Here is a 12,635-nt window from a genome sequence, read left to right on the forward strand (position 1 = left end):
TCGCTGCGGCTTATACGCAGAACGTAGGTATCGGTTCTTGCCACCGGATTATTTAAGAAGTTACCAAGATAAATAAATTTGGAGACTTATATATCATGAAAAAAGCGGTAGTCCTATTATCTGGCGGCCTGGATTCAACTACTTGCCTGGCTTTAGCACATTCAAAAGGCTTTTCCTGCTACGCAATCAGCTTTTCTTATGGACAAAGACATTCAGCTGAATTGCTCGCTGCGCAACGCATTGCCCAGCATTATAATGTGAAACATCAAATTGTCACCTTAGATACCGCATTGTTTCGTAATTCAGCTTTGACTGATTCTAACATGGAAGTACCCTCCTTTCAGAGCGGCTCTGACATTCCAGTTACTTATGTGCCTGCACGCAATACCATTTTTCTGGCTATGGCCTTAGGTTTCGCAGAATCTATAGGAGCAAGAGAAATTTTTATCGGTGCAAGCTCTGTTGATTATTCTCATTACCCTGATTGCCGCCCTGAATTTATCCAGGCATTTCAAACTTTAGCCAATTTAGCAACTAAAGCCGGTGTAAACGGTGAACAATTCACTATTCATGCTCCCTTACAACACTTAAGCAAAGTAGAAACAATCCAATTGGGAATAAGTTTGAATGTAGATTACAGCTTAACTATTTCATGTTATCAGGCAAATGATGCTGGGGAAGCATGTGGGCAATGTGATAGTTGTACATTCAGAAAGCGCGGTTTTCTTGGAGCTGGAATTGATGATCCTACTCTATACCGCCGTTGCAATCATTGATAAAACTACAGGAAATTATCATTGGACTGCATAATTCCCTGTATCGATACACCATGCTAAAGATTCTTTTTGCTTAAATTCAAACCTTAAAGATTTATTAATGCAATAATTGCTCATTTATTATACTGTTAACACAAAAAAATCAAATATTTTTACACTTTTGTTACAACAAATTGAGCATTTTTGATTCACATATTGCAAAATCATTGCTATTATTCGCCCTGATTTATAACCTTGGAGTAACACATGAAATTTAAACAAGTAATGAGTGCGGTTGCTTACCTGCCGGCAAATGCTTTAACAGGTCTGACTAATCTAGTATTAGGTTCTACGGTAAAAGAAAAGGGTAGAGATGGCGTAGAAAAAGTTAAAATAGGTCGCGATGGTAAACCTGTAACAACACCTGGTTTAGTAGGTTATTTAGCTGAGGGTATTAAATTTGTTAGCCGTTCAACTGCTGATTTCCTCTCTAACCATAAAAAAGCAATTGCTACAGCTTTCTGGCTTTCTTTACTTGCTGCTGGCGCAGTTGCACTTACTTTATTCTTGTGGCCTGCTGCTCTAACTGCAGTTGCTACTTTCTCGGTTGCTGGTCTTTCTATTGCCGCGATTGCTGGCGCTAGCACCATTGCACAAATCGGTCTTGCTGCTGCATTAACTGCTGCTGCTGTTTCTGTTGCAACTTACGTAACAGCTGCTGCTGGTAACCTGGTTAATTGGATTGCTGAATGCTGCAAAGGTTTAAAAAGTAGAAGCAAAGGCGTTAAAATTGAAGACCTTGACATTGAAGATGAAGAAACTTTAAATCATAGTCATGACAGCATCGATACTTCTCCTTCTAACCCATTCACTAATCTGGGTCAAGAGCCAAAAACTTTAGGTCAGCCTTCATCAGGAACTGTAATTACTCTGAAACGTGATGAAGAAGTACCTCATTTCTCATCTCCTTTGAGAACATCTGGTGATAATAAGCCGAAAATTGAAGTGGTTTCTGAAAGCTCACTCAGTTTGAGCAAAAGCCAATAATCTGTATTAAAGTAGAAATGCAAAACGCGGCGTATGCCGCGTTTTTTATTTCTAATGAATTAATCATAAGACATAATCTAAATAACGGATAAATACTAAGCTAGCCTCACTATTGAGAATGCTCTTTTTGGCAATGACAAACCACGATTTACTCTAACTCAGTTGCCTACAGCATTTATGACTCACATGCGTTATAATCAGTCATTTTCACACAAGCAGGTACTAAAATTAATGGCGAAACAACGTAAAATGCTGGTTACCAGCGCCTTACCCTATGCAAATGGACATTTACATCTTGGACATTTAGTAGAGCATATTCAAACGGATATTTGGGTGCGCACCCATAAAATGTCTGGAATCGATTGCATCAGTATCTGCGGTGACGATGCACATGGTACTCCGATTATGTTGAAAGCAGAACAAATGGGAATTACACCAGAAGTACTGACTGCTGAAATAAAGCAAAGCCATGAACGTGATTTCAAAGCGTTTGCTATCGATTATGACTGTTATCATACGACCCATTCCCCAGAAAACCAGGCCTTAGCTACAGCCATTTACGCTTCATTACAGGAAAATGGTTCCATTATTAAAAAAACCATTCGGCAGGCTTATGACCCTGTAAAACAAATGTTTTTGCCTGATCGCTACGTTAAGGGGACATGTCCCAAATGTGGTGCTCACGATCAATATGGGGATAACTGTGAAGTTTGTGGGGCGACTTACTCACCTACGGATTTGATTGATGCGGTATCTGCTATTTCAGGAGCCAAACCTATAGAGAAAGATTCGGAACATTATTTCTTTGATTTGCCGCGTTATGAATCGCTTTTAAAAGAATGGACCCGTAGCGGTCATTTGCAAGCTGAAGTAGCGAATAAACTGGATGAGTGGTTTGCCGCAGGATTAAAGCAATGGGATATATCGCGTGATGCACCTTATTTTGGATTTCCAATTCCCGGAACTACGGACAAATACTTCTATGTATGGCTTGATGCCCCTATAGGTTATATGGCCAGTTTTAAAAAATACTGTGATGAGCAAGGCATTTCTTTTACGGAATTTTGGGATAAAGATTCTACCACTGAGCTCTATCATTTTGTTGGCAAAGACATTGTTTACTTCCATGCTTTGTTTTGGCCTGCCATGCTTGCAGCCAGTGGTCATCGCATGCCTACAGCAGTGTACACCCATGGCTTTTTGACTGTTGATGGCCAGAAGATGTCAAAATCACGCGGAACTTTTCTTGAAGCACGGACTTATCTAGAGCATCTGCAGCCTGAATACCTCCGTTATTATTTTGCCGCTAAACTAAACGGCCGCGTTGATGATTTGGATTTAAATTTTGATGATTTCATCAATAGGATCAATGCTGATCTCGTAGGTAAAGTAGTCAATATCGCCAGTCGTTGTGCCGGCTTTATCAATAAGCGATTTGATAACCGTTTAAGCAGCAGTTTAAGTGATCCACAATTGTATGCAAAACTGCTTGAGGTGCGCGCTGAAGTGATTGACTCTTTCATTTCTCGTGATTATGCACGCGCTATTCGCCAGATTATGGATTGCGCCGATAAAGTGAATCAGTATATAGATACACATAAGCCCTGGGTATTGGCAAAAGAAGAAGGGCGTTTACCCGAAGTACAGGCCGTTTGTACGATGGGGATTAATTTATTTCGCATCTTAATCACTTATTTAAAACCCGTATTGCCTTTGATGGCAAAAGCTTCTGAAGATTTTTTAAATTGCGCCCCCCTTAACTGGGAATCAATTAATCAACCTTTGCTCAATCATAATCTCAATACCTTCCAGCCTTTAATGGTTCGTGTTGAAAAGGAAAAAATACAGGCCATGCTTGCGCAATCCAAACAGGTGTACCGTGGCCTCAGTTAAAGAAATTGATGCACTTTTGCCACAAACTCAATGTGGTGAATGCGATTACTCTGGCTGCTTGCCCTATGCCGAAGCTCTGGCGCAAGGGGCAGCCCCAATCAATAAATGTCCTCCCGGAGGAGTTGCTACAGTCAAAGCGTTAGGCGCTTTACTCAATATTGATCCTGCCCCATATTTGGAGAAAGCACTTGCAAATACCCGAGCACCATCTGTCGCAGTCATTCGCGAAGCAGAATGCATTGGTTGTACCAAATGCATCAAAGCCTGTCCGGTAGATGCAATTATTGGTAGCGGTAAATTAATGCATGCAGTGATTAACCATGAATGTACTGGTTGTGGCTTATGTGTTGCCCCATGTCCAGTAGATTGTATTGAGATGGTTGCCTTACCGGATATACACTATGATAAAGACATAGCACGTAAGCGTTTTAATACCAAACAAACACGTTTATTACGTGAGGAACACGAAAAACAACAGGCCTATAGAGAAAAGCGCCAACTTGCATTGAAAACGGATAAGACCCAAGACTTACAAGCCAAACAAGATTATATTCAACAAGCATTGGCACGGGTAAAAGCGAAAAAATCATGAATAAACAGCAGCGCCATGAAATTTTTGTGCGTTTTCGTGAACACAATCCACATCCGACTACGGAGTTGGTTTATCACTCCCCTTTTGAACTATTAATTGCTGTCATTCTTTCAGCACAAGCAACTGATGTTGGAGTAAATAAAGCAACGGCCAAATTATTTCCAGAGGCGAACACTCCCGAGAGTATTCTTGAATTGGGTTTAGAAAAACTTAAAGATTATATAAAATCTATAGGTCTTTATAATAGCAAAGCACAAAATATTATGAAAACCTGTGCATTGCTGGTCAAAAATTACAACGGAAAAATACCCAACAAACGTAATGAATTGGAATCTTTGCCAGGGGTAGGTCGTAAAACAGCTAATGTAATCCTGAATACAGCTTTTGGCGAAGCCACAGTAGCAGTAGATACCCATATATTTAGAGTAGCAAATCGTACTGGGCTCGCTAAAGGGAAAACTCCTTTAGAAGTAGAAAAGAAGCTTATAAAAAATATTGAGCCTGAGTTTTTAAAAGATGCGCATCATTGGCTTGTTTTACTTGGGCGTTATGTATGTACTGCGCGCCGTCCTCAATGTAAAACGTGCATCATTCAGGATCTTTGTGAATACCCGGATAAAAACTTATAAAAATAGGGAGGATCTGATGGGTTATTCTGCGATGATATCGGAAGAGTCGAATTGAAAGATAAAAAATAGCCCACTTTGTCTTATGTAAGATAAAAGTTTTAATAGAATCGTAGCAACATGTAATCTTCCTGTGCTTCATGAGAAAAAGACTGGCATTTCTATTTTTTTACTCATACAATAAAATTTCGTTGTTGCAGGGAGAGCAATACTATGAACTGGTGGACTTCTGTGGTTGATGGAACCAAGTCAATTGGTGATGGAGCAACATGGCTTTGGAGTAACGCCATAAAACAAACCGTGGGCTATGCCGCAAATACAGCGTTTTATGTAGCGGAACAGGTCTTAGCCTTACGCGAGGCAGTTCCTGCAATAGTTACTCCTCCAGTAATGAAAATCGTCAATGGAGCAGGAAACATACTCTTTTATGATGTTTTGCCAGTCGCCGCAGTACATTGCGTAAATAATGGCATTCAAAATTATTTACGCCCAGAAGATCCAACAGGAATGTTGGCATCCTATGCGGTTCTACCCACCTTGACTTTCATGAATTATGCAGTGTGGGGATTTACATACAGGCAGGTGCCTAAATTAATTGCACATACTTTAGCGCTTGATGCATTAGGCTCCTCTGCTTTTAATGAGCACAAAGAAAAGCTCACTCCCCCCCCTCCAACCCTCTGCGGAGAAAAAGACGAAGATTGTAATTTCAAACGTAAATTTAAAGGATCACTGCGCGAACCCTTAGTGTTGGCTTTTAATGATCTGGTGCTTTGGGGAATTAGTAAATCTCTTCCTTACGGGGAACAAATCGCCTGGATATTAGCTATCTATTTTTATGGCGAATACATTACACGCATGGCAACACCAGAACGTTGTGAACGGCATAAAGCCATGAAATCTGAATCCATATTGTCTTTAGGTTTAGCCTATACTGGAACCTCATACTTGATGGATTATGCGCTTGAATCAACTGTAGGCATGCCTCCCTATCTTTACCTCAGAACATTGCGTCATTTATTACTTTTAGCACATATTAATATTGCATCGCACATGCCTTTGCCTTTAGTCCGATCAACAAAAGATAAAATTCCCGTTGATCCTTTAGTGATTTATGATCGCACCAAGCGGTTTGCTGTTGACGTTTTATTTGCAGGACTGATGCAAAGAATACCCATTGATTTTAAACCACCTCGAGGTGCAAAACCATTTATCCCTTTATCAACAGTTTTCAGGTTTCTAACTCGAGTACTCGACAGTGATTTGGAGCAAGTTAAACCTGTACCACCTGGTTTTTTTAAGAAAACAACAAAGTATCTGCTACCCAGTATGTTTCATAGCCCCAAAAATGCAGTCAATGATCCCGTGATAAAGGAGTTTTGGCCCGACATCCGCAAGGACTTACTCTATATTATAGAAATCGTTGAAGCCACAAAACCAGTTAAAACACTAACAACAGCGCCTACAGCAATCGCATCTACGGTCAAATACACGCTCCCAGTCGTATTAAACTATCGCTTTGGTTTACCTATAAAACTGTCTGAATTTCTTTTATCGTTAAGTAAAAAAGAAGATTTTTGGGATTTTGTTATGGCACTTAAATTATGGATTGAACGAAATAATGTATCGCATGAGGTAATGTTGGCTAAAAGAACACCTAATGTGGGCTTGCATGAAACAGATAGGATTATTGAGCTTCCTCCAGAATCTCCAGTCAAAGTTTTACCTCCAGCAAATGAGTTAAAAACTCCACGAACACCAATAGTGGTTGATGCTAAAAAGCTAATTCCTCAAAAAACCTCGCCCTTAATATCAGCGCATAGTTTATTTTCCACCAAACAACGTCCTACCAATCCACTGCAAAAAAAATCGAAACTCGAGTCATCATCGAACATAGAGGACGTGTCTCCATCATTTGAATACAACCAATAAGTTAAGGGATCGAAAGAATGTAGGTAGCTATTTTGATCATCTTGATTGGAATTGTTATTCGCAGAATGCATCACTTCATCCAAATTAACTTGGCCAGTAGAATTACACAACTACTTGCCATATTAAATGCAATGGTGTTATATTTGCGCGCGAATTAGTTCATTACAAGGCAATTATTAGCAAAACAAAGTTATGGAAAAACTAAACCTATGAATCAATCATTGCCTTCACAGCGGTGCTGTTTTTTATTCCTGACTGTCAGTGTTATTACCTCCCTTATCTTATTAATTAATGTATCGTTCAAAATTGTTCTCATAGAAGGACTTATGTTTTCTGTGAACTGTTTCATCTGTCCACTCATTGCAGGTTTGTATTTATTAGCATTAAGAAATTGCACAATAAAAGAACAAAGACATTTACTAAATATCTCTTTAATGACTTTATATGTATTTTGTATTGGAGTTTATATACTGATCAACTTGCCCGCAGCTGAATACATGCACAATAATCCTGTTTATCAAATTATTTTTGCAGACATCCCTAAAAAATTCTTTGCAACTACTATTGCTTTTGCATTGAGCTTCTACGTGCCTCATCTATTATTTCATCCTAAAACCAGTAAAGTTTTACCCTCACCCAAACAATGTATGCTGCTTGCATTATTAGGAGGCCTCAGTTTTTTTGGATTGGACTTTTTTCTCTTATTTTCAGGAGTTCATCTACACAGCTTCAAACACATCTTTATTGATTCATTCATGATTACTTCAATCATACTGCTAATTATTGGTGTGTTCTATCTGACCTTTTTACTAAAATACCATAATTTATCTTTTATCGCAGACCTCGAGCGAAGCAGAGAAGCGCTGCCCTTATATCATTACTTTATTTGTGTTGCGATCGTCATCATGCTCCTTTGTTTAGCTTGCGAATACAGGATAGTAACAATTATCAATAAATATATGGTTCTATCAGCAAGCTCATTATTTTTTCCCGTTACTTTAATGATTAGTACAGTGCTCGGCGAGCTGTGGGGTTATCAAGTTAATCTAAGATTATGCCTAATCCTTATTGCTACTCAATTCACTTTTGATATTTTGCTTATAGGGATCGTTGCTTTGCCATCACCAACATTCTTTAATTTGAATCCTTTTTACAACTACATTATGTTAAAAAGATTACCTACCGCCTCTCTGACATTATTTGTTGCCTTTATCAGTAATGCCTTGCTACTAAACCACTTGAAACATTCAAAGTGGAATTTACATCGTCCATTGCGCATCTTAATTGCCAATTTTTGTTCTAATTCCTTATTGTGTTTAATTGACTACAGTTTACTCTTCGGCGGCATTTATCCTTATGATCAAATTATTAGTTTGGTAGCTAATGTTTGGCATTACAAATTATTCATGACGTTGGTTTTTCTACCCTTCATCATATGGTTCTGTGCCTATATGGAAAAAAACAAAGCATCGACTTTGCAGTATGATTGAAGCTCTAATTTCCATAATTGTTAAGGGCACTGTGACTTTGCGACTATTATTCCTTTTTTACTGGTCTTTTCCAGCCATAGACTGTTTTCTGTCTTGATTCAGTAAGGGTCAATTCACCAGGAGGAACATCCTTCCGAATGGTACTGCCAGCCCCTATGGTTGCATAAGCACCTACAGTCACCGGCGCAACGAATTGGGTGTCTGAACCGACAAAAACACCATCTTCAATGATGGTTTTGTATTTATTAACTCCGTCATAATTGCAGGTAATTGTGCCTGCTCCTACATTAACTTCTTTCCCTAAACTCACATCACCCAAATAACTTAAATGACTTGCTTTGGAACCCACATCAAATAGGGCTTTTTTGGTTTCAACAAAATTGCCTATCTTACAATTTGCAGCTAATTCAGTGCCTGCTCTTAAGCGAGCAAAAGGACCAATAGTACAATCATTTGCTATCTTACAACCCTCCAAAACACTGTTGGCATAAATCTCACATCCAGCCTCCAAACTTACATCAGTAAGTATGCAATTAGGTCCTATAGAGCAACCGTCTCCGAGAATCACTTTTCCTTTAAACACACAGTTCACATCAATAAACACGTCTTTACCGCAGATTAAGTCGCCGCGTAAATCAAAACGATTTGCATCAGCTATAGTTACTCCCTGTTTCAATAATTGTTCAGCCTGTCGTACTTGCAGTATTCGCTCTAATTGCTGCAATTGCAATCGGTTATTTACACCTTGAATTTCTGCGCTATCTTTTACACTCAGTGTTCTAATTGGTGTATGACTGCCAACAGCTAAAGCAATAATTTCAGTGAGATAGTATTCAGATTGAGCATTATCATGAGACAAATTGGGCAGCCATTTTTTTAAGTCATCAGAAATGGCACAACAAATTCCTGAATAAATTTCTTTTATATTCTTTTCTTGCTCATTTGCATCTTTTTCTTCTACAATGATGGAAACTTCACCTTGGTTGTTTCTAACAATACGTCCAAGACCGCTGGGATCTTCAAGATGAGCAACCAAGAGTGACAAAATGGATTGATGAGCGTTTGCTGTATTGCTGCACGCAATTAATGCGCGTAGCGTATCTGCTTGAATAAGCGGTACATCAGCAGATAGAACAAGTACTTGTGTTTGTGGTGGAATAAAAGGTAAAGCCTGCATTACTGCATGACCTGTACCTAATTGTTCTGCCTGCTGTACCCAATGCACAGGTAAGTCAGGGAGTGAGTTCTTAAGTTGTTCACCACCATGACCGTATATAACATGGATTGCATCAGGATTTAGTTGCTGTGCGGTTTCCACTACCCGAGTTAACATGGGCTTCCCTGCAATTGGGTGAAGTACTTTAGGAGTACTGGAATACATCCGTTTACCCTGACCTGCAGCTAAAATAATAATTTGTAAATTCATGGAGTTATGAGTTCCTAAGTTAAAGGTTTTCAATAAAACAATCTGCCTCAATATTAAATAAATAAAAAGAGGTATGATAACTAAATTACAGTTCAAGGAGTAGAGCAATGTCATCAATATTTGTGAGAACAGCCAAAGCACTTATAGATCGCGTTTTGAATAAATCAATAGAAGATTCGATTGCTGATGATAATGGGATGTTTTACGGATATTTTCGCGATACGAAACACTCCGAACAACAAAGGAGCATAACGCGTACCCTGCAAAAATATATTGCAGATTTTTCAGAAGAAAAAAACGATAAAAAAAATTTAGAGTCAATAAAAGAGCTAATCAGTAAAACAGACACTGCCGTAGAGCTTTTACGAGCAAGAAAATCATGGAAAAGAGGCGGCTTGAATGACACTTTAAGCGAACTTAATTCCAGCCTGGACCGATTTTATCGTTCTCTTAGTGAGCGCTCATTTCATTTTCTCGATGTAGCTGATGACGATGACCCCTTTAACTTGCTTTGTGCTCATGCAGCTTATTACCTCGGTGAACACATACTTTGTCCTCCTGGAGAAGGCATGCTTGCTAAAATATACGAAACCGTTTCCAATACCATTAGTCATTCTACAGCAATAGAAATCAGAGCTAAAAAAGAAGAGTGTCTGATGAAACATATTCTCAAATGTAAGGAAAAACTAGACGGTTTAGATAAGGAAAAACCTAACTACAAAGATTTACGTAAGACTTTTGTTATTGAAGCAATAGAAGCGATTCAAAGAGAAAACACCGGGATTTGTGAAGAATCAAAACCTATTGATTCGATACCAGTACAAGTAACCTTGATTGCAGTGGCTAAAGTTAAAGCACCTACCATAAAACCCAGTAGAGGACGATTAAAAGTTGCTATGGACAATGCGCTTGAGGAAATTAAAGAAAGATGTCCATCAGCAGAAAAGGAAAAGAGAGAAGAAGACAGCTCGTCATTAACTGTTTAAATCTTTATAACTCTTCCGTAGCAGCCTCAGTATAGCGCGCAATGAAATCCAGAATGAACCCGATTAAAATGTTTCAATACGGGTTCCGCTGCGCGACGCTTAGGCGCCAATACCTCCAATTATATGGTCAATTCCCCACAAAGATCCGTTTCCATCAATCTTTTTACTTCTGAAATGTCCAATCGTTTACTCAACAAATACAGTAACTTGCAATGTGCTGCTTCGGGAGTCATATCATGGCCACTAATAAGTCCTGCTTTTTTTAAGGAATGACCCGTAGCGTATTGACTCATTTCCACCCCGCCCTGTTGGCATTGAGTACAGTTAATTATGATCACGCCACGCGCACACGCATCTTTAAGCAGTTTTAAAAAACGAGGATCATTATTTTGCGCATTTCCTGCACCATATGTTTCTAAGATCAGACCGCATAAGGGTTGGTTTAAAATATAAGCTAAAACATCGGTGGCAAACCCTGGGAATAATCTGAAATTGGCAATAAATTGGGGTTCGATCGTTTGTAAGTGAAATGACTTCTGCGACCGTTTGAGCAAAAGATTTTTCTGCACCTTAATCTCTATTCCTATCGCTGCTAAATGCGGATAATTCGGCGAATCAAAAGCCTTAAATCCTTGCGAACTGATCTTTTGGGTTCGGTTGCCGCGTAATAAATGTTGATTAAAGTAAATGCATACTTCATGTATGGGCTGATTGGCACAAAGCCATAATGAAGTAACCACATTATCTATTGCATCATTACGTACTTCCGATAAAGGGATTTGTGAGCCTGTAATAATTACTGGTTTACTTAAATTCTCCAGCATAAAAGACAATGCCGATGCCGTATATGCCATGGTATCAGTCCCGTGAAAAACGACAAAGCCATCAAAATACGCATAATCATCCGCTATATCCCTGGCTATTCGGTTCCAGTCATATACAGTCATATTGGATGAATCAAGCAAAGGACTGTATTCTTTTACCGAATATTCAGGTATGTCTTTGTGTTTGAGCAAGGGTATTTTTTGTAACGCATCCTCCACATAACCTGCAGCAGGCTCATAACCATTTTCTGTTTTAATACAACTGATAGTACCGCCAGTATTAATAATTAAAATTCTCTTTTTCATATAATTGTAAATTGAAGTATTTGTTCCAATTATATAACTAAATGATCTGAAATAGCGTATTTCTTTTTATTGAATAAAAAAGATGTGCTGATGCTGCAAGCAGGGTCGTGAAAAGGAAGATAAGTCAGTTTTTATTGTGTAGTTATCTTTTTTCAATAATAATTACGGATTTAATTGCCAAGGTCTCGCTGTTTATGGAAAAATCAAGCTATTAGCAGTTTAATCTAAACAGTGACATCATGGTGATTGATCGTGCCGGTTATCGGTTGAATGTAGGTATTGTCCTAGTCAACGCACAGAACAGAGTTTTTTGGGGTAGAAGAACTGGTCATGATGCTTGGCAATTTCCGCAAGGCGGCTTGGCTGCTGGTGAAACATCATTAGACGCAATGTTTCGGGAATTGCATGAGGAAGTAGGATTGAATAAGGAAGATGTAGAGGTTATTGGTTCTACCAAGCGCTGGCTTAAATACAGACTCCCGAAACAATATCTGCGTCATGGCAGCGAGCCTTTAGTAATAGGACAAAAACAAAAATGGTATTTATTAAAGCTCATTGCCAGTGAGCAAAAAGTTAAACTGGATCTGAGTGATTCTCCAGAATTTGACAGCTGGCGTTGGGTTGATTTTCATGAACCAGAAGGACAGGTTATCTTTTTTAAACGTCAAGTTTATATGCAAGCGTTAAAAGAGCTGGAACCTTTATTGAAAAAAAATCGTCGTACACCCTACGGCGTTAAACGAAAAAAGAGGTAGTAT

11 protein-coding genes are annotated in these 12,635 nt (G+C 38.8%); 9 read left to right on the forward strand and 2 right to left on the reverse strand.

The window, feature by feature from the left end; translation table 11 throughout:
• Window positions 1-95 precede the first annotated feature (95 nt).
• From queC to Ltuc_RS00650, 7 genes are all read left to right on the forward strand, one after another.
• The gene (gene queC, locus Ltuc_RS00620) at window positions 96-776 is read left to right on the forward strand and encodes a 7-cyano-7-deazaguanine synthase QueC (RefSeq protein WP_058519437.1); all 681 of its coding nucleotides are present in this window, start codon (window positions 96-98) and stop codon (window positions 774-776) included.
• Between the two features lie 246 nt (window positions 777-1,022).
• Window positions 1,023-1,802: a hypothetical protein gene (locus tag Ltuc_RS00625; RefSeq protein WP_058519438.1), complete on the forward strand. Its 780-nt coding sequence runs from the start codon at window positions 1,023-1,025 to the stop codon at window positions 1,800-1,802.
• 186 nt (window positions 1,803-1,988) lie between these two features.
• Window positions 1,989-3,695: a methionine--tRNA ligase gene (gene metG / locus Ltuc_RS00630; RefSeq protein ID WP_083498019.1), complete on the forward strand. Its 1,707-nt coding sequence runs from the start codon at window positions 1,989-1,991 to the stop codon at window positions 3,693-3,695.
• Window positions 3,682-4,287 (forward strand): RnfABCDGE type electron transport complex subunit B, encoded by a 606-nt coding sequence (locus tag Ltuc_RS00635; protein ID WP_058519440.1) that lies wholly within the window; start codon window positions 3,682-3,684, stop codon window positions 4,285-4,287. Before metG ends, Ltuc_RS00635 begins: the two co-directional genes overlap by 14 nt.
• On the forward strand, window positions 4,284-4,916 hold the full coding sequence (gene nth / locus Ltuc_RS00640) for an endonuclease III (RefSeq protein WP_058519441.1): 633 nt from the start codon (window positions 4,284-4,286) through the stop codon (window positions 4,914-4,916). The genes Ltuc_RS00635 and nth overlap by 4 nt, the downstream gene beginning before the upstream one ends.
• Before the next feature lie 210 nt (window positions 4,917-5,126).
• Entirely contained in the window at window positions 5,127-6,845 is a 1,719-nt protein-coding gene (locus Ltuc_RS00645; RefSeq protein ID WP_058519442.1) for a hypothetical protein, read from the forward strand.
• Between the two features lie 209 nt (window positions 6,846-7,054).
• Window positions 7,055-8,335, forward strand: a complete 1,281-nt coding sequence (locus Ltuc_RS00650; protein ID WP_058519443.1) for a VUT family protein — start codon at window positions 7,055-7,057, stop codon at window positions 8,333-8,335.
• Window positions 8,336-8,381: 46 nt separating this feature from the next.
• On the opposite strand, the gene glmU is transcribed toward Ltuc_RS00650, so the two are convergent.
• Window positions 8,382-9,761: a bifunctional UDP-N-acetylglucosamine diphosphorylase/glucosamine-1-phosphate N-acetyltransferase GlmU gene (gene glmU, locus Ltuc_RS00655; RefSeq protein ID WP_058519444.1), complete on the reverse strand. Its 1,380-nt coding sequence runs from the start codon at window positions 9,759-9,761 to the stop codon at window positions 8,382-8,384.
• A 107-nt stretch (window positions 9,762-9,868) separates the two neighbouring features.
• Here glmU and Ltuc_RS00660 point away from each other — a divergent pair, with 107 nt between their 5' ends.
• A complete protein-coding gene (locus tag Ltuc_RS00660; RefSeq protein WP_058519445.1) occupies window positions 9,869-10,747 on the forward strand; it encodes a hypothetical protein in 879 nt (292 codons plus the stop codon).
• A 119-nt stretch (window positions 10,748-10,866) separates the two neighbouring features.
• Here Ltuc_RS00660 and ansA read toward each other — a convergent pair whose 3' ends face one another.
• The gene (gene ansA / locus Ltuc_RS00665) at window positions 10,867-11,877 is read right to left on the reverse strand and encodes an asparaginase (protein WP_058519446.1); all 1,011 of its coding nucleotides are present in this window, start codon (window positions 11,875-11,877) and stop codon (window positions 10,867-10,869) included.
• A gap of 239 nt (window positions 11,878-12,116) precedes the next feature.
• On the opposite strand from ansA, the gene Ltuc_RS00670 reads away from it, so the two are divergent.
• Window positions 12,117-12,632, forward strand: a complete 516-nt coding sequence (locus Ltuc_RS00670) for an RNA pyrophosphohydrolase (RefSeq protein ID WP_058519447.1) — start codon at window positions 12,117-12,119, stop codon at window positions 12,630-12,632.
• Window positions 12,633-12,635: the final 3 nt, after the last annotated feature.

The organism is Legionella tucsonensis, from assembly GCF_001468035.1.
Lineage (GTDB): Bacteria > Pseudomonadota > Gammaproteobacteria > Legionellales > Legionellaceae > Legionella > Legionella tucsonensis.

Bases quoted from the DNA above. Each gene is read 5' to 3' on its own strand.
- glmU (WP_058519444.1), bottom strand. From the start codon at position 9,761: ATGAATTTACAAATTATTATTTTAGCTGCAGGTCAGGGTAAACGGATG.
- Ltuc_RS00660 (WP_058519445.1), top strand. From the start codon at position 9,869: ATGTCATCAATATTTGTGAGAACAGCCAAAGCACTTATAGATCGCGTT.
- ansA (WP_058519446.1), bottom strand. From the start codon at position 11,877: ATGAAAAAGAGAATTTTAATTATTAATACTGGCGGTACTATCAGTTGT.
- Ltuc_RS00625 (WP_058519438.1), top strand. From the start codon at position 1,023: ATGAAATTTAAACAAGTAATGAGTGCGGTTGCTTACCTGCCGGCAAAT.
- queC (WP_058519437.1), top strand. From the start codon at position 96: ATGAAAAAAGCGGTAGTCCTATTATCTGGCGGCCTGGATTCAACTACT.
- metG (WP_083498019.1), top strand. From the start codon at position 1,989: ATGCGTTATAATCAGTCATTTTCACACAAGCAGGTACTAAAATTAATG.
- Ltuc_RS00670 (WP_058519447.1), top strand. From the start codon at position 12,117: ATGGTGATTGATCGTGCCGGTTATCGGTTGAATGTAGGTATTGTCCTA.
- Ltuc_RS00650 (WP_058519443.1), top strand. From the start codon at position 7,055: ATGAATCAATCATTGCCTTCACAGCGGTGCTGTTTTTTATTCCTGACT.
- Ltuc_RS00645 (WP_058519442.1), top strand. From the start codon at position 5,127: ATGAACTGGTGGACTTCTGTGGTTGATGGAACCAAGTCAATTGGTGAT.
- nth (WP_058519441.1), top strand. From the start codon at position 4,284: ATGAATAAACAGCAGCGCCATGAAATTTTTGTGCGTTTTCGTGAACAC.